This is a genomic window from Caballeronia sp. EK, from assembly GCF_014384845.1.
GTDB classification, from domain to species: Bacteria; Pseudomonadota; Gammaproteobacteria; order Burkholderiales; family Burkholderiaceae; genus Caballeronia; species Caballeronia jiangsuensis.
This window is the reverse complement of record NZ_JACSUE010000003.1, coordinates 430,398-454,104: the sequence shown is the minus strand read 5'-3', so window position 1 is coordinate 454,104 and position 23,707 is coordinate 430,398. Positions and strand designations below refer to the sequence as shown.

General features: G+C 63.4%; 24 protein-coding genes. 15 read left to right on the top strand and 9 right to left on the bottom strand.

Annotation, left to right across the window (positions count from 1 at the left end; genetic code table 11):
* Positions 1 to 304 precede the first annotated feature (304 nt).
* Positions 305 to 814: a universal stress protein gene (locus IAG25_RS10750; protein WP_035498786.1), complete on the top strand. Its 510-nt coding sequence runs from the start codon at positions 305 to 307 to the stop codon at positions 812 to 814.
* Positions 815 to 817: 3 nt separating this feature from the next.
* On the opposite strand, the gene IAG25_RS10745 is transcribed toward IAG25_RS10750, so the two are convergent.
* The 3 genes from IAG25_RS10745 to lexA form a co-directional block, all read right to left on the bottom strand.
* Positions 818 to 1,417: a DUF2939 domain-containing protein gene (locus tag IAG25_RS10745; protein ID WP_187604832.1), complete on the bottom strand. Its 600-nt coding sequence runs from the start codon at positions 1,415 to 1,417 to the stop codon at positions 818 to 820.
* 89 nt (positions 1,418 to 1,506) lie between these two features.
* Positions 1,507 to 1,833 (bottom strand): hypothetical protein, encoded by a 327-nt coding sequence (locus IAG25_RS10740; protein WP_035498782.1) that lies wholly within the window; start codon positions 1,831 to 1,833, stop codon positions 1,507 to 1,509.
* Positions 1,834 to 2,049: 216 nt separating this feature from the next.
* Complete coding sequence (lexA, locus tag IAG25_RS10735; RefSeq protein WP_035498780.1) at positions 2,050 to 2,727, bottom strand: transcriptional repressor LexA; 678 nt, start codon at positions 2,725 to 2,727, stop codon at positions 2,050 to 2,052.
* Between the two features lie 259 nt (positions 2,728 to 2,986).
* On the opposite strand from lexA, the gene IAG25_RS10730 reads away from it, so the two are divergent.
* The 6 genes from IAG25_RS10730 (at position 2,987) to IAG25_RS10705 (ending at position 8,998) form a co-directional block, all read left to right on the top strand.
* Positions 2,987 to 4,021 carry a sulfate ABC transporter substrate-binding protein gene (locus IAG25_RS10730; protein WP_187604831.1) on the top strand — a complete coding sequence of 345 codons (1,035 nt, stop codon included), beginning with the start codon at positions 2,987 to 2,989 and terminating at the stop codon, positions 4,019 to 4,021.
* A gap of 93 nt (positions 4,022 to 4,114) precedes the next feature.
* Positions 4,115 to 5,020 carry a sulfate ABC transporter permease subunit CysT gene (gene cysT, locus IAG25_RS10725; protein WP_187604830.1) on the top strand — a complete coding sequence of 302 codons (906 nt, stop codon included), beginning with the start codon at positions 4,115 to 4,117 and terminating at the stop codon, positions 5,018 to 5,020.
* A complete protein-coding gene (gene cysW, locus IAG25_RS10720; RefSeq protein ID WP_222946459.1) occupies positions 5,017 to 5,925 on the top strand; it encodes a sulfate ABC transporter permease subunit CysW in 909 nt (302 codons plus the stop codon). Before cysT ends, cysW begins: the two co-directional genes overlap by 4 nt.
* 16 nt (positions 5,926 to 5,941) lie before the next feature.
* Entirely contained in the window at positions 5,942 to 7,012 is a 1,071-nt protein-coding gene (locus IAG25_RS10715) for a sulfate/molybdate ABC transporter ATP-binding protein (RefSeq protein ID WP_187604829.1), read from the top strand.
* Between the two features lie 35 nt (positions 7,013 to 7,047).
* Entirely contained in the window at positions 7,048 to 7,974 is a 927-nt protein-coding gene (locus tag IAG25_RS10710) for a CysB family HTH-type transcriptional regulator (protein ID WP_061117420.1), read from the top strand.
* A 31-nt stretch (positions 7,975 to 8,005) separates the two neighbouring features.
* Complete coding sequence (locus tag IAG25_RS10705) at positions 8,006 to 8,998, top strand: asparaginase (protein ID WP_187604828.1); 993 nt, start codon at positions 8,006 to 8,008, stop codon at positions 8,996 to 8,998.
* Positions 8,999 to 9,805: 807 nt separating this feature from the next.
* Here the strand turns inward: IAG25_RS10705 and IAG25_RS10700 are convergent.
* The 3 genes from IAG25_RS10700 to gcl form a co-directional block, all read right to left on the bottom strand.
* Positions 9,806 to 10,711 (bottom strand): 2-hydroxy-3-oxopropionate reductase, encoded by a 906-nt coding sequence (locus tag IAG25_RS10700; RefSeq protein ID WP_187604827.1) that lies wholly within the window; start codon positions 10,709 to 10,711, stop codon positions 9,806 to 9,808.
* 27 nt (positions 10,712 to 10,738) lie between these two features.
* Entirely contained in the window at positions 10,739 to 11,539 is an 801-nt protein-coding gene (gene hyi, locus IAG25_RS10695; protein WP_187604826.1) for a hydroxypyruvate isomerase, read from the bottom strand.
* A gap of 72 nt (positions 11,540 to 11,611) precedes the next feature.
* Complete coding sequence (gene gcl / locus IAG25_RS10690; protein WP_187604825.1) at positions 11,612 to 13,387, bottom strand: glyoxylate carboligase; 1,776 nt, start codon at positions 13,385 to 13,387, stop codon at positions 11,612 to 11,614.
* A gap of 172 nt (positions 13,388 to 13,559) precedes the next feature.
* On the opposite strand from gcl, the gene IAG25_RS10685 reads away from it, so the two are divergent.
* The 8 genes from IAG25_RS10685 to IAG25_RS10650 all read left to right on the top strand — a co-directional run bounded on the left by IAG25_RS10685 (position 13,560) and on the right by IAG25_RS10650 (position 19,508).
* A complete protein-coding gene (locus tag IAG25_RS10685) occupies positions 13,560 to 14,513 on the top strand; it encodes a LysR family transcriptional regulator (protein ID WP_187604824.1) in 954 nt (317 codons plus the stop codon).
* A 121-nt stretch (positions 14,514 to 14,634) separates the two neighbouring features.
* Positions 14,635 to 15,006, top strand: a complete 372-nt coding sequence (gene rpsF / locus IAG25_RS10680; protein WP_014191231.1) for a 30S ribosomal protein S6 — start codon at positions 14,635 to 14,637, stop codon at positions 15,004 to 15,006.
* A 45-nt stretch (positions 15,007 to 15,051) separates the two neighbouring features.
* Positions 15,052 to 15,351: a primosomal replication protein N gene (priB, locus tag IAG25_RS10675; protein ID WP_035498764.1), complete on the top strand. Its 300-nt coding sequence runs from the start codon at positions 15,052 to 15,054 to the stop codon at positions 15,349 to 15,351.
* A gap of 2 nt (positions 15,352 to 15,353) precedes the next feature.
* On the top strand, positions 15,354 to 15,629 hold the full coding sequence (gene rpsR / locus IAG25_RS10670) for a 30S ribosomal protein S18 (RefSeq protein WP_014191233.1): 276 nt from the start codon (positions 15,354 to 15,356) through the stop codon (positions 15,627 to 15,629).
* Positions 15,630 to 15,657: 28 nt separating this feature from the next.
* Positions 15,658 to 16,113: a 50S ribosomal protein L9 gene (gene rplI / locus IAG25_RS10665; RefSeq protein WP_187604823.1), complete on the top strand. Its 456-nt coding sequence runs from the start codon at positions 15,658 to 15,660 to the stop codon at positions 16,111 to 16,113.
* A gap of 116 nt (positions 16,114 to 16,229) precedes the next feature.
* Positions 16,230 to 17,618, top strand: a complete 1,389-nt coding sequence (locus tag IAG25_RS10660; RefSeq protein WP_035498758.1) for a replicative DNA helicase — start codon at positions 16,230 to 16,232, stop codon at positions 17,616 to 17,618.
* Positions 17,619 to 17,758: 140 nt separating this feature from the next.
* Positions 17,759 to 18,385: a DUF47 domain-containing protein gene (locus IAG25_RS10655; RefSeq protein WP_187604822.1), complete on the top strand. Its 627-nt coding sequence runs from the start codon at positions 17,759 to 17,761 to the stop codon at positions 18,383 to 18,385.
* 112 nt (positions 18,386 to 18,497) lie between these two features.
* Positions 18,498 to 19,508 carry an inorganic phosphate transporter gene (locus IAG25_RS10650; RefSeq protein ID WP_035498755.1) on the top strand — a complete coding sequence of 337 codons (1,011 nt, stop codon included), beginning with the start codon at positions 18,498 to 18,500 and terminating at the stop codon, positions 19,506 to 19,508.
* 48 nt (positions 19,509 to 19,556) lie between these two features.
* Here IAG25_RS10650 and IAG25_RS10645 read toward each other — a convergent pair whose 3' ends face one another.
* From IAG25_RS10645 to IAG25_RS10635, 3 genes are all read right to left on the bottom strand, one after another.
* Positions 19,557 to 20,363: an SDR family oxidoreductase gene (locus IAG25_RS10645; RefSeq protein WP_035498754.1), complete on the bottom strand. Its 807-nt coding sequence runs from the start codon at positions 20,361 to 20,363 to the stop codon at positions 19,557 to 19,559.
* Positions 20,364 to 20,421: 58 nt separating this feature from the next.
* Positions 20,422 to 21,387: a C40 family peptidase gene (locus IAG25_RS10640; protein WP_187604821.1), complete on the bottom strand. Its 966-nt coding sequence runs from the start codon at positions 21,385 to 21,387 to the stop codon at positions 20,422 to 20,424.
* 194 nt (positions 21,388 to 21,581) lie between these two features.
* A complete protein-coding gene (locus tag IAG25_RS10635) occupies positions 21,582 to 23,447 on the bottom strand; it encodes a PhoH family protein (RefSeq protein ID WP_187604820.1) in 1,866 nt (621 codons plus the stop codon).
* Positions 23,448 to 23,707 lie beyond the last annotated feature (260 nt).

The following is a 23,707-nucleotide window of genomic DNA, read 5'->3' as shown; positions in this document are numbered from 1 at the left end:
AAATCCAGCGGGCTAGTGTAATCCATTGCACCAAGGCGATGCCTGGCGTGCAACCGCGTGCGGCGAGCGCGTGTCAAACCTGTGCGACGGGCGTCGAACCGGTTCCGGCCGAAAGTGCCAGAGGCTTGTCCGTCGGCGTGTTCGGAGTTCTGGCACGGTGCGAGCTAGCATGTTCGCGTCGGTAAGCGTTTTCCAGCGTTGTCACCCAAGGGGCGACGCACGATGATGAAGCAACGCCGCGGGTAAATCGCGCTTCGGGTCGCGTCGGGCGGGCGCGAAGGGCAAGTTGGCCAGGGAGGTCATGATGGAAAGCTACCGAAAAATCCTGCTCTGCTATGACGGCTCCAGAGAAGGTCGCAAGGCATTGCGCCAAGGCGCGAATCTCGCGCTGGATCTGAATGCCGAGACGCACGTCCTCGCAGTGGTGGACATGCGCTCGAGCATCGCGCAGAGCGCCGGACTGCTAACCGATATGGCCTGCGGACGCTTCGAAGAGGCCGCGCGCGACATTCTGCAGGAAGGCGTCGAGTGGCTCCGCGAACGCGGTCTTCAGGCGCAGGGACATTTTGCGTTCGGGCATCCGATCGACGAGATCGCCGCGCTCGCCGAAAGCCTTCAGGTCGATCTCGTCGTGGTCGGGCATCGTTGCCGCAACGGTCTCGCGCGCTGGTGGATGGGCGCGGGCAACACGCCCTTGCTCGACCGCGTGAAGTGCAGCATTCTCGTGGCCGTCTGTCAGGCGGGTGAATCGGCGGAAGCGGAAGACGAAGCGGCTTACGCGGCCAAGCCCGTCAAGGCCGAAGCCGGCGCCTGATCGTCAGCCATTGAGATCGACCGCGACGAGCTTCCATGACACGAGGCCGTAGCGGTGAAAGATCGCCGAGTAACGCGCATCTCCGGCGCCGTGCTGATACGTGACGACGAACGTGTTCAGGCTTCGATAACCGGCGGTGGTCTGTGGCGGTTCCCTGGGCGCCTGCTGCGCGGCCGTGACGCCCGAGGCCGGCGCGTTCGACGGCGTTGCCGATGCACCGTTTCCGGCTTGCGGCGGTTGCTCGCCCGGATCGCCGCGCGGCGGAATGCCGTTCAGAATCGCCGCGACGCCGTCCGGTGTCGCATATGAATCGACGAGAGGACCGACGAGCGCCGCACCGATCATCGCCCCGATGATTGCGAGCGGATTGCCGCTCTTTTGAATATCGACGCGGCGCGTGAGCAGCGCGCCGACCTGTTCCTTGAGGCTCGCGCGCAACGCGGGAAAATCCACGTACTGATTGACGGTCTGCGCGTCGCGGGCATCGGCTGCGCGTTTCACGCGATTCAGCGCGATATAAGGTGACGCGTAAATAAAAGCGAGCGCCGCGACGAGAATCAGGACGACGAACGCGGTAGCGACAGAACGGGTAGTGCGGGACATGCGACGACGAAGCCTCTTTGCAAAACGTGAATCCGGGATTGACCACGCCGGTGCGCGATAAATCCCGCGAATTCACGTTCCACCCCGATTCAGGCGAGGATGCCGCCGGCGAGCCCCGCGTCTTCCTCCGCGATGCAACGGTCGATCATGCGCGACACTTCGTCGATCTTGCCCACCAGAATCACGCGCGATTGCCCGCGATAGACGCGCACCGGCGCGCGCTGTTCCGGCTCCGCGTGCACCGTGCTGCTCAGCGACACGCGCGCGAAAGCCGGCTGCCGGGAGGGCAGCGCGGGCATGTCGTCGAAGAGGTCGGGGGCGGTTTCGGCGTGCGGCGTGCCGCATGCGATCAGCGTGCGCAGATGGCGCAGGCGGCCAAACTGACGGAAGGGCAGCAGACGGGCAAAACGTTCCATGATGACTCTCCAGACGATAGGACGCACCGCGGCGCACCGCGCACGGCGGCCGTCATGCTTGTTGTGTTTGAGCCGCCTCGACTGAGCGTTAAAGCGGTTGGTGAGGCTATCTTGCGATGTCAATGGGACATTTCTTGTCCCATTCTTATCTCTTTCTGAACGTGAGCGAACGATATGCCCGCGCTTTTCGCTCCCCGCCCTTGCCGGGTGGAGATTTCAGAACTCGCCAGAACGAATCAGGCCAACCGCGATGCCTTCCAGCGCGAAATCGCCGCTGCCGGAGCGCACGAAAATGTTCTCGTAGTCCGGGTTCTCGGCGATCAGTTCGACCCCGTCCGGACGACGTTTCCAGCGTTTGACCGTGACGTCGTCGCCCAGACGCGCGACGACGATCTGCCCGTCCTTCGCCTCGGTGCGCTTCTGCACGGCGAGCAGGTCGCCGTCGAGAATGCCGGCGTCGCGCATCGACAGGCCCCGCACTTTCAGCAGATAGTCCGGCTTGCTGGAGAAGAGCGCGGGATCGCATGCGTAATGCTGCGAGATGTGTTCCTGCGCGAGGATCGGGCTACCTGCCGCGACGCGTCCGACGAGCGGCAGCGACAGTTGCATGATGCTCTGATGCGGCAGCGTGAACTGATGCGGCAGTTCTTCCGAGCGATCGATGCGCGAGGCGTCGCCGAGCAGCCGGATGCCGCGCGACGAGCCCGCCGCGAGTTCGATCACGCCCTTGCGCGCCAGCGCCCGCAAGTGCTCCTCGGCCGAATTCGCCGAGCTGAAGCCGAGTTCCGCCGCGATCTCGGCGCGCGTCGGCGGAAAGCCCGTGCGGTCGATCGCGCGCTGGATCAGTTCGAAGACCTGCTGCTGCCGCGCGGTAAGTTTTGATGTCTTGGTCACAGGCTCTGGCCCCTGGGTGCACTGTATGGATGGACAGTTGACTGTATTTTTATACAGTATTTCGCGCTTTTCAAGCTTTACTTTAAGTTCGTCCGCCCGCAGCAGCGGAGGGCGCGTTTCGCCGCCACCGTCGCTTCTTCCACCCAGGAATATGCTTCTTAGCAGTTTTACGTATAAAAAAGTGAATAACGATTATTTCTAATCATATAGACGCCTCGATAGACTGATTCCGTCAATTCGATAAGACGGAGAACGGGGAATGCAAAGCATCAAGTTGGGATTGGGCAAAGGCGCGCGGCGCGTGCTCGCGGCGGCGGCGCTGACGGCGGCGGGCGTCGGGCTGGCTGCGTCGGCGTTCGCGCAGACGTCGTTTCTGAACGTCTCCTACGACCCGACCCGCGAGCTGTATCAGGACTTCAATCAGGCGTTCGCGAAAAAGTGGAAGGCCGACACGGGCGAAACGGTCACTTTCAAGCAGTCGCACGGCGGCTCGGGCGGACAGGCGCGCGCGGTGCTCGACGGTCTGCAGGCCGATGTCGTGACGCTCGCGCTCGCCTACGACATCGATGCGCTCGCGTCCAAGGGACTCGTCAACGCGGACTGGCAGAAGCGTCTGCCGGACAACGCGTCGCCGTACACATCGACGATCGTGTTTCTCGTGCGCAAGGGCAATCCGAAGCACATCAAGGACTGGGACGATCTGGCCAAGCCGGGCGTGTCGATCGTCACGCCGAATCCGAAGACCTCGGGTGGCGCGCGCTGGAACTATCTCGCGGCGTGGGCGTATGCGCAGCACAAGCCGGGCGGCAACGACCAGACCGCCAAGGATTTCGTCACGAAGCTCTACAAGAACGCCGGCGTGCTCGATTCCGGCGCGCGCGGCGCCACGACGAGCTTCGTGCAGCGCGGCCAGGGCGACGTGCTGATCGCATGGGAGAACGAGGCGTTCCTCTCGGTGAAGGAATTCGGCACGGACAAGTTCGAGATCGTGGTGCCGTCGGTGAGCATTCTCGCGGAGCCGCCGGTCGCGGTGGTGGACAAGGTCGTCGACAAGCACGGTACGCGCAAGCTCGCCGATGCCTATCTCAAGTATCTGTACAGCGACGAAGGACAACAGATCGCCGCGCGCAATTTTTATCGGCCGCGCTCGGACAAGGTGCCCGCTGAACTCACGAAGCAGTTTCCGAAGCTGAAGCTCTACACCATCGACGACACGTTCGGCGGTTGGACGAAGGCGCAGAAGACGCACTTCGCGGACGGCGGCGTGTTCGATTCGATCTATCAACCGCAGTAAGCGAAAGAGCGGGCGACGCGGCGCGTCAATGACGCCGCGCGCCCCGAAGCAGCGACGCGCCTAACCCCGGCGCAAGAAAAGGATCAATCAAGGATGACGACCCTCACATTCAAGAAGCCGAGCGCGCTTCCCGGGTTCGGCCTGACGCTCGGCATCACGGTGGCGTACTTAAGCCTCGTGGTGCTGATTCCGCTTGCCGCCACCTTCGCGAAGACCGCGACGCTCGACTGGGCGCAGTTCGTGCGCGCGGTCACGTCGCCGCGCGTGCTCGCGTCCTATCGGCTCACGTTCAGTGCCGCGCTCGGCGGCGCGCTCATCAACGCGGTGTTCGGCTTTCTCGTCGCGTGGGTGCTCGTGCGCTACACGTTTCCGTTCAAGCGCATCGTCGATGCGATCGTCGATTTGCCGTTCGCGCTGCCGACGTCCGTCGCGGGCATCTCGCTCGCCGCGGTCTATGCGGGCAACGGCTGGATCGGGCAATATCTCGCGCCGTTCGGCATCAAGGTCGCGTTCACGCCGCTCGGCGTGCTCGTCGCGCTGACGTTCATCGGCTTGCCGTTCGTCGTGCGCACGGTGCAGCCGGTGCTGGAGGAGTTCGAGCGCGAACAGGAAGAGGCCGCCGCGTGCCTCGGCGCGACGCGCTGGCTGACGTTTCGCCGCGTCGTGCTGCCTTCGGTGTTTCCCGCGCTCCTGACCGGTTTCGCGCTCGCGTTCGCGCGTGCGCTCGGCGAGTACGGCTCGGTGATTTTCATCGCGGGCAATGTGCCGATGAAATCCGAGATCACGTCGCTGCTCATCATCACGAAGCTCGAACAGTACGACTACGCCGGCGCGACCGCGCTCGCCGTCGTGATGCTGTGCGTGTCGTTCCTGATGCTGCTCCTCATCAACACGCTGCAATGGTTCCTGCAGCGGCGCACGAGCAAGACGGGCGCGGCGCCTGCCGTCGCGGCCGGGCCTTCGCTGCATGTCGGACATCCGGGCGGAGGTCACGCATGAGTACGCCCGACAGCAAAGCGCTTCCGGTGCACGCCGCCGCACGCGTGCGCGCAAGCAGGCTCAATCCCGTCACCGAACCGCGCGCCGTGCGCTGGCTGCTGACGGGCATCGCGCTCGTGTTTCTTGCGCTCTTTCTCGTCGTGCCGCTCGTCGCGGTGTTCGTGCAGGCGTTCGCGAAGGGCATCGATTATTACTTCGAGTCGCTGAAGGATCCCGATGCGTGGTCCGCGATCAAGCTCACGCTGATCACCGCGGCGATCGCCGTGCCGCTGAACGTCGTGTTCGGGCTGGCCGCTTCGTGGGCGATCGCGAAGTTTGACTTTCGCGGCAAGGCGCTCCTGACCACGCTCATCGATTTGCCGTTCTCGGTTTCACCCGTGATCTCCGGTCTCATCTACGTGCTGATTTTCGGCGCGCAAGGCTGGTTCGGTCCGTGGCTCGCCGCGCATGACGTGCAGATCATCTTCGCGGTGCCGGGCATCGTGCTCGCGACGATCTTCGTGACCTTCCCGTTCGTCGCGCGCGAGCTGATTCCGCTGATGCAGGCGCAGGGCAACGACGAAGAGGAAGCGGCGCACGTGCTCGGCGCCTCCGGCTGGCAGATCTTCAGGCGCGTGACGCTGCCCAACGTGAAGTGGGGCCTGCTCTACGGCGTGATTCTCTGCAACGCGCGCGCGATGGGCGAGTTCGGCGCGGTATCGGTGGTGTCGGGCCATATCCGCGGCCAGACCGACACGATGCCGCTGCACGTCGAAATTCTCTACAACGAATACAACTTCTCGGCCGCGTTCGCGGTGGCGTCGCTGCTTGCGCTGCTCGCGCTCGTGACGCTCGCGCTCAAGCTCCTCGCGGAGCGGCGCATGTCGCAAGCCATCGGCGAAACCCGGACACCCGCACAGAATTGAAGAGGCCGACAACATCATGAGCATCATCGTTCGCAATCTGCAAAAACGCTTCGGCGATTTCACCGCGCTCGACAACGTCACGCTCGATTTTCCTGCGGGCGAACTCGTCGCGCTGCTCGGGCCTTCGGGCTGCGGCAAGACCACGCTCCTGCGGGTCATCGCGGGCCTCGAATTCGCCGATGCGGGCCAGGTCGTGCTGCATGGCGAGGACGTCGCGGCGGTCGGCGCGCGTGAGCGCCAAGTCGGCTTTGTGTTCCAGCATTACGCGCTCTTCAGACACATGACAGTGTTCGAGAACGTCGCGTTCGGCCTGCGTGTGAAGCCGCGCCGCGAGCGCCCGAGCGAAGCCGTGATCCGCGAGAAGGTGCATGAACTGCTGAAACTCGTGCAGCTCGACTGGCTCGCCGAGCGTTTCCCGTCCGAACTGTCGGGCGGGCAGCGGCAGCGCATCGCGCTCGCTCGCGCGCTCGCCGTCGAGCCGAAAGTGCTGCTGCTCGACGAGCCGTTCGGCGCGCTCGATGCCAAGGTGCGCAAGGAACTGCGCAGCTGGCTGCGCCGCCTGCACGACGATCTGCATATCTCGACGCTCTTCGTCACGCATGACCAGGAAGAGGCGCTCGAAGTGGCGGACCGTATCGTCGTGATGAATCATGGGCGGGTGGAGCAGGTGGGCAGTCCGCAAGACGTGTACGATCATCCGCAGACGTCGTTCGTGTACGAGTTTCTCGGCGCGGCGAACCGGCTGCACGGCAATGTCGATGCCGGCGGCTTTGTCGTCGATGGCGCCGCGAGCCCGATCGCCGCGGAGGCGCATTTCAGGGGCCGGGCGCTCGCGTATGTGCGTCCCCACGATCTCGCGCTATATCCCGCCGACGGCACGCATCGCGACGGCATCGTGGTCGGCGTGCGGCGCGTCGTGACGCTTGGCGGCTCGGTGCGTGTCGAGCTCGAAGGCAGCGCGGGCGGGGTGATCGAGGCGGAACTGGATCGCGAGGCATGGCGCGCGCTCAAGCTCGATGTCGGGGACGGCGTGACGGCCGTGCCGCGCGCGCTGCGCGTCTTTCCAGCGCCGTCGCCGGCGCAATGAGATAACAACATAAAAGGATCGCGGAGAGGTTTCACATGAATTTCCAGCAATTGCGCTTCGTGCGCGAGGCCGTGCGTCAGAACATGAATCTGACGGAGGTCGCCAACGTGCTCTACACGTCGCAGTCGGGCGTGTCGAAACAGATCAAGGATCTGGAGGACGAGCTCGGCGTCGATATCTTCATTCGCCGCGGCAAACGTCTCACGGGTCTCACGGAGCCGGGCAAGGAGGTGCATCAGCTGATCGAGCGCATGCTGCTCGACGCCGAGAACCTGCGACGCGTGGCGCGCCAGTTCGCGGATCAGGACAACGGCCATCTCGTCGTCGCGACGACGCACACGCAGGCGCGTTACGCGTTGCCGAAGGTCATCCGCCAGTTCACCGAGGTGTTCCCGAAGGTGCATCTCGCGCTGCGCCAGGGCAGTCCGCAACAGATCGCGCAGATGATCATCAATGGCGAGGCGGATATCGGCATCTCGACCGAAGCGCTCGACCGCTATCCGGATATCGTCACGTTTCCGTGCTATTCGTGGCATCACACGGTCGTCGTGCCGAAGGATCATCCGCTCGTCGGCCGCGAGAACATCACGCTCGAGCAGATCGCCGAATATCCGATCGTCACTTACGACCAGGACTTCACCGGCCGCTCGCACGTCGACCAGGCGTTCGCGAGCGCGGGCGCGATTCCCGATATCGTGCTCACCGCGATCGATGCCGACGTCATCAAGACGTATGTCGAGCTCGGCATGGGCATCGGCATCGTCGCGGCGATGGCCTACGACGCGAAGCGGGACACCGAGCTCGTCGCGCTCGATACGCAGCATCTGTTCGAGGCCAGCACGACGCGCGTCGGCCTGAGAAAGGGCGCGTTCCTGCGCGCGTATGCGTATCGATTGATCGAGATGTTCGCGCCGCAGCTCGAAGAAGCGCAGATCGCGGCCCAGCTTCGCGAAACGGCGTGATCCGCATGCCGGCTGATTTACAATCGCCGGCATGAATACTTCCTCTCTCCCTCGCATCGCCGTGCTGGCGACGGGCGGCACCATCGCCGGGTCCGCCGGTGACGCATCGAAGACGGCGGGCTACAAGGCGGGCGTCGTCGGCGTCGACAAATTGCTCGATGCCGTGCCGGCGCTCGGTACCGTGGCGCGCATTCACGCGGAGCAGATCGCGAGCATCGACAGCAAGGACATGAGCGCCGCGCTGTGGACCACACTCTCATCGCGCATCGACGAACTGCTCGCGCAGGACGATATCGATGGCGTGGTCGTCACGCATGGCACCGATACGCTCGAAGAAACCGCGTATCTGCTGCATCTCACGGTGAAGAGCGCGAAGCCTGTCGTGCTGACGGCGGCGATGCGCCCGTCGACGGCGCTGTCCGCCGATGGCCCGCTCAATCTGCTGAATGCGGTGACTGTCGCGGCATCGAGGGACGCGGCGGGCAAGGGCGTGCTCGTGGCGGTCAATAACCAGATTCATAGCGCGCGCGATGTCACCAAGACGAGCACTTATGCCGTCGATGCGTTTCGCTCGCCCGAGACCGGCGTGCTCGGTTTTGTGCAGGACGGGCGCGTCGAGTTTCAGCGTATGGTCGTGCGGCCGCATACCGTGGCGAGCGAGTTCTCCGTGACCGATCAATGGCCGACGGTCGAGATCGTCGCGAGTTACGCGGATGCATCGCGGGTGATGGTCGATGCGCTTGTTGCGGCGGGAGTGCGGGGGATTGTTGTTGCGGGGACGGGCAATGGCTCGATGCATGCGACGCTTACGCAGGCGCTCGCCGATGCCGTTTCGCACGGCGTCGCGGTCGTGCGCGCGTCGCGCGTGGGGGCGGGGCATGTGATGCGCAACGGCGCCGCGAATGATGACGCCATCGGGAGCGTCAGTGCGGGGACGCTTAACCCTTATAAAGCGCGGGTTTTGTTGATGCTTGCTCTTGCTTCGGGAGTTGATGACTTGCAGCGCGTTTTTGATGTTTATTAGGGTTTTTTTTGTTTGCTTCGGCTGCTATGGATGGCCTGAGTTCTTGTCGGTCTATTAGCACTGCCCCTCCCCGGGGCGGGGGTCACTTTCTTTGCTGCTGCAAAGAAAGTAACCAAAGAAAGCAGCTCGTTTAAGCCCGCGGTCACACGAAGTTTGGCCATGCTTGCCAGCCGCTAGTGGCCCTCGCCTAAGTGTCGCCCTCGAAGGACTTACCGGGCTTGGATCGCGCACGGTCTGCCGCACCAAATGGTTTGGCGCGCTGGTTCAGCACGAAATGGTTTCGGCACAGCGCTACGCGCTGCCGTTGGGGATGCAAGGGAAACCTTCGAAGAAGCACGCGCAAACCCGATTGACCCGTCGGCCGCGAAGCGGGCTGGAGCCATTTGGTGCTGAACCAGTTTGTGGTGTGGTGCGATGTGACAGACCGTGCGCGAGCCAAGCTCGATTGGGCCTTCGAGGGTGACACTTAGGCGAGTGCCATCGACGGCTGGCAAGCATGGCCAACGTGCGTGTGACCTCGAGCGGTGAGAAGCTGTTTCTTTGGTTACTTTCTTTGCAGCAGCAAAGAAAGTGACTGCCGCCCCGCACAGGGGCAGTGCTAATAAACCGACACGAACTCAGGCCATCCATAGAAACCAAAACAAACGAATCCGACGCGGACACCCGACGATAAACCGTCTGACCGACCAAGGCTTACCCGGCGCATCACCGGGTGCCGCTTCTCGGACCCCACTTTGTCGCCCTCAGCCCAGAGCGACGTTTGTCCCGCGTGCCCATACGCGGGACGCCCCACGGTTCAGGTGCCGCTTACGCAGCCTTGGCTTGCGCCGGCTCGTCAGCCACCTGGAAGTTCGACATGATTTCGAGCGCACGCACGAGCGCCGAGTGATCCCACGCCTTGCCGCCGTTCGCGGCGCACACGCTGAACAGTTGCTGCGCGCTGGCCGTGTGGGGCAGGGCGAGGCCCATCTTGCGCGCGCCGTCGAGCGCGAGGTTCAGATCCTTCTGATGCAGTTCGATCCGGAAGCCCGGATTGAACGTGCGCTTCGTCATGCGCTCGCCATGCACTTCGAGAATGCGCGACGATGCGAAGCCGCCCATCAACGCACGACGCACGCGCTCCGGATCGGCGCCCGAACGCGACGCGAACAGCAGCGCTTCCGCGACCGCCTCGATGTTCAGCGCAACGATGATCTGGTTCGCAACCTTGCAGGTCTGACCCGCGCCGTTGTCGCCGATGAGCGAGATGTTCTTGCCCATCAGTTCGAACAGGGGCTTCGCGATCTCGAACGACTTCTCCGGGCCGCCGACCATGATCGTTAGCGTCGCTTCACGTGCGCCGACTTCGCCGCCGGACACCGGCGCGTCGAGATAGTCGCAGCCGAGCGCGTTGATCTTCTTCGCGAACTCCTGCGTCTCCAGCGGGGCAATCGAGCTCATGTCGATCACGAGCTTGCCCTTCGTGAGACCCTTCGCGACGCCGTCATCGGCGAACAGCACATTGGCGACATCGGGCGTGTCGGGCACCATCGTGATGACGATCTCGCTTTCCTGCGCGACCGCCGAGGAATCCGCGACGACTTGCGTTTGCGCGCGGATATCGTCCGGCACCGGAAACTTGCCGTTCACGACGAGCTTGTGGCCGCCCTTGATGAGATTGCGCGCCATGTGCGCGCCCATGATGCCGAGGCCGATGAAACCGATCGTTGCCATACTTCGAGCTCCTCCTGTGTGTCTGGTTTAAGCGGTTGCGCCTTGCTTCACGCCGCCGATCGATTGAAGCCAGCCGAGGCCCGCTTCGGTGCCGTCGAGCGGCTTGTACTCGCAGCCGATCCAGCCTTGATAGCCGATCTCGTCGAGCAGACCGAACAGATACGCGTAGTTGATTTCGCCCGTGCCCGGCTCGTTGCGGCCAGGGTTGTCGGCGAGCTGGATATGCGCGATCTGCGGCAGGTTCTTCCGGATCGTCGCGGCGAGTTCGCCTTCCATGCGCTGCATGTGATAGATGTCGTACTGAAGGAACAGATTGTCCGAGCCGACCGCGCGGATCACATCCAGTCCTTCTTTCGAACGGTTCAGCGCGAAGCCCGGAATGTCGTACGAATTGCACGGCTCGACCAGCAGCCTGATGCCTTCCTTCTTCAGCGCTTCCGCAGCAAAACGCAGATTCTCGATGATCGTCGTGCGCGCCTGTTCCGCCGATACGCCCGCCGTCGGAATGCCGACGAGGCAGTTCAGTTGCGGCACGTTCAGCGCCTTCGCATATTCGATCGCGCGCGGCACGCGTTCGCGGAACTCAGCGACGCGATCCGGCAGGCAGGCGATGCCGCGCTCGCCCGCTTCCCAGTTGCCCGCGGGCAGGTTGTGCAGCACGATCCGCAGGTCGTTGTCCTTCAGGCGCTTCTGGATATCGCTGATCGAGAACGCGTAAGGGAACAGGAACTCGACCGCCTTGAAGCCCGCGTTCGCGGCCGCGGCAAAGCGGTCGAGGAACGGGACTTCGTTGAACAGCATGGTCAAATTCGCGGCAAATTTCGGCATTGTTCTTTCCGGATGGTCGGTCAGTGAATGTTCGCCGCGCATTCGCTCGATCGAACGCGCGGCGGCGAAGCTTCAGTCGAGCGGCGTGACGGCGGTTGGTGCATCGGCCTTGGTTTCGGCGAGCTCTTCGAACTCGTTGATCGCGTCGATCTCGGTGCCCATCGCGATGTTGGTCACGCGCTCGAGAATCATCTCGACCACGACCGGCACCTGATGTTCGGCGGCCAGCGCCTGCGCACGCTTGAGCGCCGGTGCAATGTCTTCCGGCTTGTGCACGCGCAGCGCCTTGCAGCCGAGGCCTTCGGCGACCGCCACGTGGTCCACGCCATAGCCTTCGAGTTCAGGCGCGTTGATGTTGTCGAACGCGAGCTGCACGCAGTAGTCCATGTCGAAGCCGCGCTGCGCCTGACGGATCAGGCCGAGATACGAGTTGTTCACGACCACATGCACGTACGGCAGCTTGAATTGCGCGCCCACGGCGAGCTCTTCGATCATGAACTGGAAGTCGTAGTCGCCCGAAAGCGCGACGATCTTGCGTTGCGGGTCAGCCGCACGCACGCCGAGCGCGGCGGGAATCGTCCAGCCGAGCGGGCCGGCCTGGCCGCAGTTGATCCAGTTGCGCGCCTTGAACACGTGCAGGAACTGCGCGCCCGCGATCTGCGACAGACCGATCGTCGTGACGAAACAGGTGTCGCGGTCGAACGCGAGGTTCATCTCTTCGTAGACGCGCTGCGGCTTCATCGGCACGTTGTCGAAGTGCGTCTTGCGCAGCATCGTGCGCTTGCGCTGCTGGCAGTCCGCCACCCACGCGCCGCGATCCTTCAGCTTGCCGGCGGCCTTCCATTCCTTCGCCACTTCCACGAACAGTTCGAGCGCGGCCTTCGCATCCGACACGATGCCGAGGTCCGGTCCGAACACGCGGCCGATCTGCGTCGGCTCGATATCCACGTGCACGAACTTACGGCCCTTGGTGTACACCTCGACGCTGCCGGTATGGCGATTCGCCCAGCGGTTGCCGATGCCGAGCACGAAGTCCGAGGCGAGCATCGTCGCGTTGCCGTAGCGGTGCGACGTCTGCAGGCCGACCATGCCTGCCATCAGCGGATGATCGTCGGGGATCGCGCCCCAGGACATGAGCGTCGGAATAACGGGCACGCCGAGCGTTTCCGCGAACTGCACGAGCAGGTCTTCCGCCGCCGCGTTCAGCACGCCGCCGCCCGAGACGATCAACGGCTTTTCGGCGTCGTTCAACATCGTCAGCGCCTTTTCGATCTGCCCGCGCGTCGCTTTCGGCTTGTAGACCGGCAGCGGTTCGTACGTGTCGATGTCGAATTCGATCTCGGCGAGCTGCACGTCGATCGGCAGGTCGACCAGCACCGGACCCGGACGGCCCGAGCGCATCAGATGGAATGCCTGCTGGAACACGCGCGGCACGAGCGCCGGCTCGCGCACGGTGACGGCCCACTTCGTGACCGGCTTGGCGATCGATTCGATATCGACGGCCTGGAAGTCTTCCTTGTAGAGACGCGCGCGCGGCGCCTGGCCGGTGATCGCGAGAATCGGAATCGAATCCGCCTGGGCCGAGTAGAGGCCGGTGATCATGTCCGTGCCCGCCGGGCCCGACGTGCCGATGCAAACGCCGATGTTGCCGGGCGCGGCGCGGGTATAACCTTCGGCCATGTGCGATGCGCCCTCGACGTGGCGCGCGAGCACGTGGCTGATGCCGCCCGACTTCTTCATCGCCGAGTAGAACGGGTTGATCGCTGCGCCCGGCACGCCGAACGCGGTATCGATTCCTTCTTTTTCCAGCACGAGGACGGCTGCGTCGACGGCTCTCATCTTGGGCATGGTTGTCTCCTTCCTGGGGGTCTCTATCCGAAATGGCTGTCTGCATTCAAGCAGGGTTCCGTTGCACTTTAAGTCTGTGAAAAAGGTTTGATAAGATCAGCCGCAGTCGCTTTTTCCCAAACAAAAAGTATCGAATGCCCGTTCCGCGCGGTTGGGCGGCTGGAGACGAGAGATGGACCGCTTCAAGCAGATAGAAACTTTCGTGCGCGTGGCCGAAGCCGGCAGCCTGGCGGCGGCGGCGCTGGAGGAGGGCGTGTCGCCGGTGATTCTCGGCAGGCGCATCGACGCGCTCGAGAAGCGCCTCGGCGTGAAGCTGATGTACCGTTCGACGAGGCGGCTCGTCGTGAGCGAAGAGGGCGCGGCGTTTCTGGACCGCTGCAAGAATCTGCTGCTGGAATGGGATCAGGCGGAAAACGAGCTCGCGGCGGGACGGCGCGCGGTCGGCGGGCATCTGATCGTGTCGGCGCCGGCGGCGTTCGGTCGCATGCACGTCGCGCCGCACGCGCCCGCATTCGTCGCCGACAAACCCGAACTGCAGATGTCGTTCAATCTGACCGACCGCGTCGTCGATCTGGTGCGCGAGGGCTATGACCTGTCGATTCGCATCGGCGGAGCGGTCGATCCGAATTTCGTCGCCGTGAAGCTCGCGGGCAACCGGCGCGTGGTGTGCGGCACGCCCGCCTATTTCAGGAAGCACGGCCGGCCGAAAGCGCTCGAAGATCTGCCGAATCACAACTGCCTCGCGTTCAATCTCCAAGGCGGACAGAATCGCGGCTGGTATTTCCGGCGTAACGGCAAGGTCGTGACGGTTCGCGTCACCGGGACGCTCGATTGCAACGATGGCGAATTGCTGCATCGCTGGGCGTCGGAGGGACTGGGGCTCGGCTGGCGCTCGACCTGGGAAATCCAGCGGCAACTGGAATCGGGCGAACTCGAAACCGTCCTCGACGAATTCGAATTGCCCGATTACGACATCCTCGCGGTCTATCCGCAACAGCGCTACGTACCGGCGCGTGTGCGCTATTTCATTGATTATCTTAAGGAAATCTATGCGCAACCCGGTTACTGGAGCCGTCGACTGACGCTTCCGGGCGAGCCGCAGACGGCGCCCGCGCAGGCGTCGTAACTACTTGAAAACGCGTTCAAAATCGTATTTGCGCAGGCGGATGGAAAAAGCTATAATCTTTGGCTTCTCACTTGCCGCACCGGTCCGACGCCCGGGTGGCTTATATCCACAAGGAGTGAATATGCGTCATTACGAAATCGTCTTCATCGTGCATCCCGATCAGAGCGAGCAAGTGCCCGCCATGATCGAGCGCTACAAAGGCACGATCACGTCGCACGGTGGTCAGATCCACCGCATCGAGGACTGGGGCCGTCGCCAACTGGCCTACATGATCGAGAAACTCGCGAAGGCTCACTACGTCTGCATGAACATCGAATGCGACCAGGCCACGCTCGAAGAACTGGAACACGCGTTCAAGTTCAACGACGCCGTTCTGCGTCACCTCATCGTCAAGATGAAGAAGGCCGAAACCGGCCCGTCGCCGATGATGAAGGAAGTGCAGCGCGAAGAAGCCAAGAAGGCGGCTAGCCAGCCGTCCGAAGCGCAGGCTTAAGGACAGTTCAATACTGTCAAGCCACCAGGGAACAGAAGCTATCTCGTGAACCGGCTGCAACTGACAGCAAGCGTCGTGGAACGCGAACCGGTGCGGTACACGCCCGCCGGCATCCCGATCGCAAGCTGCACGTTGCAACACCGCGCGGAAGTCGTCGAAGCGGGCATCGCCCGTCAGATTGAACTGACACTGCAGGCGGTCGCGGCCGGAGAAGCGAGCGGCAGGCTGGAAAGCTGTCCGATGGGCGTCGAAGCGCGCTTCACCGGATTTCTGGCCAAAAAGAGCCGTAACGCGCGAACCCTGGTGTTTCACATCACAGAATTGCAGGACATTGGAAAGGACTAATCATGCCCCGCCCGACTGGTAAGAAATTCGACAAGCGTCGTCAGCAACAAAACCCGCTCTTCAAGCGCAAGAAGTTCTGCCGTTTCACGGCAGCCGGTGTCGAGCAGATCGACTACAAGGACACGGAAACGCTGAAGGACTTCATCGGCGAAAACGGCAAGATCACGCCGGCTCGTCTGACTGGCACGAAGGCGCACTACCAGCGCCAGCTCGACACGGCAATCAAGCGCGCGCGTTTCCTCGCGCTCCTGCCGTACACCGACCTGCACAAGGCCTAATCAGACGACGCACTAAGGAAAGCCAAAAATGCAAATCATTCTTTTGGAAAAGGTCGTCAACCTGGGCAACCTCGGCGATATCGTCAAGGTCAAGGACGGCTACGCACGTAACTTCCTGATCCCCGGCAAGAAGGCACGCCGCGCAACGAAGGACGCCATCGCCGAATTCGAAGTTCGCCGCGCCGAGCTCGAAAAGGTCGCCGCTGAAAAGCTGGCGGACGCGCAAAAGCAAGGCGAAAAGCTGAACGGCTTCACGGTTCAGGTTTCGCAAAAGGCTGGCGTGGACGGCCGTCTGTTCGGTTCGGTCACGAACGCGGACATCGCTGAAGCACTGAAGTCGCAAGGCTTCGCCGAAGTGGAAAAGGCGCAAGTGCGTCTGCCGCAAGGCCCGCTGAAGATGGTCGGCGACCATTCGGTTCAAGTGGCGCTGCACACGGACGTGCTGGTCGACGTCACCGTGTCGGTGCTCGGCGAGCACGCGTAAGTTTGACGCGAGACTTCGGTCTCGCGTGCGGTACGAAAAAGCGGAGCCTTTCATGGCTCCGCTTTTTTTCGTCTGAACGTAGCCTAGCGCGCGACATTAATCGATAATTCCACCCCATGAACGCTCCGTCCAAAGACCCGCAACTCGACGCGCTGAAGGTCCCGCCGCATTCGATCGAAGCCGAGCAATCCGTGATTGGCGGCCTGCTGCTGGACAACGCCGCATGGGACCGCATCGCCGATGTCATGCACCAGAGCGATTTCTATCGCTACGACCATCGGATCATTTACGAGCACGTCGGCAAGCTGATCGCGGCGACGCGCCCGGCCGACGTCATCACCGTCTACGAAGCGCTCACGATGGCCGGCAAGGCCGAGGAGGTGGGCGGCCTTGCGTATCTGAACGCGCTGGCGCAAAACACGCCGAGCGCCGCGAATATCCGACGCTACGCGGAGATCGTGCGCGACCGCGCCGTGCTGCGCCGGCTCGTGTCGGTCGCGGATGAAATTTCTGCCGACGCCTTCAATCCGCAAGGCAAGGAAGTTCGCCAGATTCTCGACGAAGCCGAAGCGCGCGTGTTCTCGATCGCCGAAGACGGCGCGCGCGGCACGCAGGGCTTTTTGGAAATCGGGCCGCTGCTCACGCAGGTCGTCGAGCGCATCGACACGCTGTATCACACGGCGAATCCGAGCGATGTGACCGGCACGCCGACAGGCTTCGTCGATCTCGACCGCATGACTTCGGGCATGCACGGCGGCGAGCTGATCATCGTGGCCGGCCGCCCGTCGATGGGTAAGACGGCTTTTTCGATGAACGTCGGCGAATACGTGGCGGTGGAGTACGGCTTGCCCGTCGCGGTGTTCTCGATGGAAATGCCGGGCACGCAGCTGACCATGCGTATGCTGGGTTCGGTCGGCCGGCTCGATCAGCATCGTATGCGCACGGGCCGTCTCACGGACGAGGATTGGCCGAAGCTCACGCACGCGGTGCAGAAAATGAGCGAGGCGCAGCTTTTCATCGACGAAACCGGCGGTCTCAACCCGATGGAACTGCGCTCGCGCGCGCGGCGTCTGTCGCGGCAATGCGGCAAGCTCGGCCTGATCATCGTCGACTATCTGCAGCTGATGTCGGGCTCGGGCGGCGGCGAAAATCGCGCGACCGAAATCTCCGAAATCTCGCGTTCGCTCAAGAGTCTCGCGAAGGAACTCGACGTGCCGGTGATCGCGCTGTCGCAGTTGAATCGAGGTCTCGAACAACGTCCGAACAAGCGCCCAATCATGTCGGACCTGCGCGAATCGGGCGCTATCGAGCAGGACGCGGACGTGATCCTCTTCATCTATCGCGACGAAGTCTACAACCCCGACAGCCCGGACAAGGGCACCGCGGAAATCATCATCGGCAAGCAGCGTAACGGTCCTATCGGTCCGGTGCGCCTGACCTTCCACGGTCAGTACACGAAGTTCGACAACTTCGCCGGCGCGCAGAACTTCTACGGCGGCGAATAGGCCGCCGATCGCATTCGCTGTCAATCCCTGACGACATCGGCCACCGCGTGTCATGAACGCGCGGTGCGTCCGCCAATGTGCGCAGGTACAATATGACGGTTTGATGTACGTCTCAAATTGACCCATTTAGCGGGAATTTCATGTTCGGTCGTTTCATGCCCACCGAGGGCAAATTCTTCGAGATCTTCAACGCGCACGCGAAGTGCATGGTCGATGCAAGCCGCGAGCTCGAACTGCTGATCGATAACCTTGACGATGCCGAGGTCCACAAGCAGAACGTCCAGGCGAACGAAAAGCGCGCGGACAAGCTCACGCACGAGACCATCGATCTGCTGCACAAGACGTTCATCACGCCGCTCGACCGCGACGAAATCCACAAGCTCATCACGACGATGGACGACATCCTCGATCTGATGGAGGACGTCGCCACGGCCATTTCGCTGTACGACGTGCGCGCGGTGACGTCGGAGGCGAGCCAGCTCGCGCATATCTGCACCGGCACGGTCACGCGCGTGCAGCAGGCCGTCGGACTGCTGGCCGACATGAAGCGCGCGAGCGAAATCCTGAAGATCTGCGAGGAAATCGACCGGCTGGAGTCGGACGCCGACCGCGTGCTGCGCTCGGCCATGTCGAAGCTCTTCCGCGAGGAAGACGACGTGAAGACGCTCATCAAGCTGAAGGCGATTTACGAACTGCTCGAGACGATCACCGACAAGTGCGAAGACGTCGCGAACATCATCGAAGGCATCGTGCTGGAAAACGCCTGACCACGCCGTCCAAGCCCCCGGCGCGCGGCAGGCCCGCGCGCGGCGGGACACGAGAAAACCGGGACGACTAACCGGCAGCGCATTTCAAGACCGGTCAAAACAACACCAACCGATGCATTCGATTCAACTCGCCATCTGGGCAGTCTCCTTGCTCGTCATAGTCGCACTCGCGTTCGACTTCATGAACGGCTTTCACGACGCCGCCAATTCCATCGCGACGGTCGTTTCGACCGGCGTGCTCAAACCGCAGCAGGCCGTCGCGTTCGCCGCCGCGTTCAACGTCATCGCGTATTTCATCTTTCACCTGAAGGTCGCGGCGACCGTCGGCAAAGGCACGATCGATCCCGAAATCGTCGATCACTACGTCATCTTCGGCGCGCTCGTCGGCGCGATCGGCTGGAATATCGTCACGTGGCATTACGGCATTCCGTCGAGCTCATCGCATGCGCTGATCGGCGGTCTCGTCGGCGCAGCGCTCGCGAAGTCGGGCTGGGGGTCGCTCAACTGGGACGGATTGCTGAAGACCGTCGCATTCATTTTCATCTCGCCGCTGCTCGGCTTCGTGCTCGGCTCGTTCTTCATGCTGCTCGTGTCGTGGCTGTATTTCCGCACGCCGCCCTCGAAGGTCGACCGGCGTTTCCGGCGCATGCAGCTCGTGTCGGCGGGCCTGTATTCGCTCGGCCACGGCGGCAATGACGCGCAGAAGACCATCGGCATCATCTGGATGCTGCTGATCGCGACCGGCTACGCTTCGGCCGCCGCCGATGCGCCGCCGATCTGGGTGATCGGCCTGTGTTATCTGTCGATGGGTCTCGGAACGCTCTTCGGCGGCTGGCGCATCGTGCGCACGATGGGCCAGAAAATCACGAAGCTGAAGCCGGTCGGCGGATTCTGCGCGGAGACGGGCGGGGCGATCACGCTCTTCGTCGCGTCGTTCCTCGGCATTCCCGTTTCGACCACGCATACGATTACCGGCGCGATCGTCGGCGTCGGCGCGACGCAGAAGTTCAGCGCGGTGCGCTGGGGCGTCGCGGGCAATATCGTGTGGGCGTGGATTCTGACGATTCCGGCGTCCGCCGCGCTCGCCGCAGCGGGCTGGTGGGTCGGCCACCGCTTCCTGTAAGCGTTTTATCTTGCCTCGGGCCCCGAACCGCTTCGGAGCCCGAGCGCGTCAAATGATCGGCGACGACACACCGTCCATCGGAATGATCGCGCCCGACACGTAACTCGCGCGGCGGCTCGCCAGAAAGAGCGCCACGTCGGCGATTTCCTCAGGTTTTGCATAGCGTCCGAGCGGCACTTTCGCCTGGCTTTCGGCAAGCACCTGATCGCGCGTGACGCCTTGCCGTTTCGCTTCCAGATCGAGTGCTTCCTCGACGCGCTCGGTGAGCGTCGCGCCCGGATTGATCGCGTTGATGCGAATGCCGAGCTTCGCGTAATGATGGGCGAGGCCGACGGTATTGAGCATCAGCGCCGCATTGGCCGCGCCGCCCGCGATATGGATGTCCGTCGCGATCTTCCCGCCCATCCCGACGATATTGACGATCGCGCCGGGTTCCGTGCCCGGCTCGTTGCGCAGGCGCTCGGCCATGCGCTTCAGCACGACTTGCTGCGGATAGACGTAGGAGAAGTACTTGGCGTCCATGGCCGCTTTATAGGCCGCGGCATCGAGCGTGTCGGGATCGTAGCGACGGGCGGCGCCTGCGCTATTGACGAGGATATCGATCGGTCCGAGCGCGGCGCTCGCTTCCTCGACCACGTCTTCGGCGCTATGCGCTTCGTGCAGGTCCGCGCGCGCGAGATGCACGTGATAGCCGGCGCTCGCCAGTTGTTCGCGGGCGCGGGCGAGATTCGCGGCATCGCGCGAGACGATCGCGACTTTCGCTCCTTCGCTCGCGAACGCCTTGGCGCATGCAAATCCGATTCCCTTGCTGCCGCCCGTGATCAGGACGACCTTGCCCGCGAGTCCCAGGTCCATGGTATTGCGCTCCGTCGAAGAATGATCGAAACACGATAGCAGAGACGCGTGGCGCGCGTCAGTTCGTGCCGGTCGCGAAGCTTGCGATGGGATCGTCGGTTTGCGCGGGGCGGGGCGCGGCGAGCGAACCGGTCGAGGCGCGCATCACGCGTACGGGCGCTTCGGCGGGATCGGTGGAGTCGGTGGCCTGAGCGGCGCGCGCCTGTTGACGTGCGGCGCGCGAGGTCAGAGGCGGCGGCTCGAAGGCGTCGGCGGCTGCCTGGATAGGATCGGACGACGCATTGACTGCGGCGGCCGTCTGCGGCGCGGTCGCGCCCGCGGCTTGCGATTGTCGTTGCGCGGCGGTGAGCGTGGAGGGCGGCGGTTCGAACGCGTCAGTGTTTGCCGGAACGGGGGGCGTTTGCCGCGCGTAAGCAGGCGTCGGCGCGGGCGTTTGCGCGGGCGCGGGCGATGCCAGATAAGTCGGTGCATCGAACGGCGCGGGTGTGGCCTTGGGCGGCGCGACGCGTCGGATACCGTCGAAGCGTTTCGCCCAATACGGGTTCGTCAGATAGTCGAGCCGCACGGTGCCGCCCGTCGACGGCGCGTTCACGAAACGCAGTTTGCCGACGTAAATGCCCACGTGCGAATGCGGCCGCCCGGTCGTGTTGAAGAAGATCAGATCGCCCGGCGCAATGCCGTCCGGCTCGATCGATTCGCCTCGCGAACTCATGTCGGCGGTCGTGCGCGGCAGATTGACCGACGCCGCGCGGTCGACGACATAACGCACGAGCCCGCTGCAATCGAAGCCCGCGTCAGGCGTGTTGCCGCCCCAGCGGTACGGCACGCCGACGAGCGACATTGCCTGAATGGAGATTTCCTCGCGTCCGACGCTGTGATCGACGAAATTGGGAAAGCCGGGTGGCGGCTGGTAGGTGCGGTTCGCAGTCGTGCTGGCGGCGGGCTTGCGTGCCGTCTGCTGCGGCGCGGATCCACACGCGGCGAGCAGTACGGTGACGGAAAGCAGCAACCAGATTCGACACATTGCATTGGGCGAGCAATCTCGCCGGGAAGGACACTGTGCCGATACTAGCCCGCCGAACGGGCGTGCGACAAGATGTCTTCAGGATTTACATGAAGTTTGTGCCGTAAGTGTTGCAGCCGGGGAACGTTCAGACAAAAAGAAGCGGCCCGGCGAATCGCTTCGCCGGGCCGCATGGAAACGCCAATGCGCTGTGCTTACAGGATGTCGGACGCGTAATCGGCGAGGCGCGAACGTTCGCCACGCGCGAGCGTCACGTGTCCGCTATGCGTCCAGCCCTTGAAGCGATCGACGACGTACGTCAGCCCCGAGCTGCCCTCGGTCAGGTACGGCGTGTCGATCTGCGCGATGTTGCCAAGGCAGATGATCTTCGTGCCCGGACCTGCGCGCGTGACGAGCGTTTTCATCTGCTTCGGCGTCAGGTTCTGCGCCTCGTCGATGATCACGTACTTGTCGACGAACGTGCGACCGCGCATGAAGTTCATGCTCTTCACCTTCAGCCGCGACCGGATGAGTTCCTGCGTCGCGGCGCGGCCCCATTCGCCGGCGGCATCGTCGGTCTTCTGCAGGACTTCGAGGTTGTCGTCGAACGCGCCCATCCACGGCTGCATCTTCTCTTCCTCTGTGCCCGGCAGAAAGCCGATATCTTCGCCGACCGGCACCGTCGCACGCGTCACGATGATCTCGTTGTAGCGCTTGTCGTCGAGCACCTGCGCGAGGCCCGCGGCGAGCGCCATCAGCGTCTTGCCGGTGCCCGCCTGGCCGAGCAGCGTGACGAAATCGACTTCCGGGTTCATCAGCAGGTTGAGCGCGAAGTTCTGCTCGCGGTTGCGCGCTGTGATGCCCCACACGTTGTTCTTGTGATGGCCGTAGTCGCGCAGCGTCTGCAGGAGCGCGGTCTTGCCGTTCAGTTCGCGCACGACGGCGTGGAACGACGGCTCGCCGTTCTGCGGCTCCAGATAGACGAACTCGTTGACAAGCATCGACGGGCACAGCGGACCGGTCACACGGTAATACGTCGTGCCGGTCTTGGTGTCCTGCCAGCTCTCCATGCCCTTGGCGTGCTTAGTCCAGAAGTCCTGCGGCAGCGCGCGCACGCCCGAATAGAGCAGGTCCTTGTCCTCGAGAACCTGGTCGTTGAAATAATCCTCGGCGGGCAGCCCGAGCGCGTGCGCCTTGATGCGCATGTTGATGTCTTTCGACACCAGCACGACTTGCCGATCCGGCCGCTCCTTCTGCAGCGCGCGAACGACGCCGAGAATCTGGTTGTCCGCCTTGCCGACGGGCAGGCCTTCCACCGGCTCGATGTCGGTGAGCGTGGTCTGGAAGTAAAGGCGGCCGAGCGCGTCGCGGTTGCCTTGCGCGGCGAGCGGCAAACCTTCCGCCATCTTGCCGGCGTCGCCCGCGTGCGCGACGAGCGCATCGAGCGTGCGGCTCACCTGACGGGCATTGCGCGCCACTTCCGACATGCCCTTCTTGTGATTGTCGAGTTCTTCCAACGTCATCATCGGCAGATAGACGTCGTGTTCCTCGAAGCGGAAGAGCGAGCTCGGATCGTGCATCAGCACGTTGGTGTCGAGCACGAACAGCTTGCGCAGTTCGGCTTCCGCCGCCGTGCCCTTGCGGCGCTTGTTTTGCGTGCGCGTGTCTCTCGCCGAGGTCCGCGCCGATGCCTCCGGCGCCACAGGCGTCTCGGCGCGCTCGGTGCGAGCATCGACAGGTTCCGGCGTGGCGCGCGCGGCCGGCGCCGGCTGCAGGAGCGCCGCGGTCTGTTTCGATTTTCGGCCGCGCGTCGGCACGGTGCCCGGCGCGGGCGGCGGCACGACCGCTTCCACGTGCGGTTCGGCCGGAATCTGGGTCAGCACTTCGCTCGCGATCGAGCGCAGCGTGTGCGCGGCGTTCGTGGCGGGACGCTCGGCGGCGACGGTCTCGACCGCGCCGTAGGCGTCGTCATCGCTCGCCGCGGCTTGTTTCTTCGACTGTTTCGAAGGCCGGGCTTTGGCCTTGTATTCTTCAGCCGGAAGGAGGTGGCCGAGCTTGGCCGGGGCGGTAGGCAAAGGCATAGTGTTCCCTCGAAAGGAATCGGGTCGTGTATCGTGCGCCGCCTGTCGCATCCTGCTCGTCCGCCCTCGAAGCGATACGAATCCCGCAGTTTGCGCCCGGTGGCGCGCTTAGTTGTCGAAATCGCCGGTTCGCCTAAGTTTCGATCTGCTCCTTGGAGGTCGCGTGCAACGCGCCGCTCGCGAGCCGGTCAACCGTGGCTTTTGTGCGACGCCAAATAAAAAAGCCGCCGTTCCGACTATCGGAACCAGCGGCTGACTTC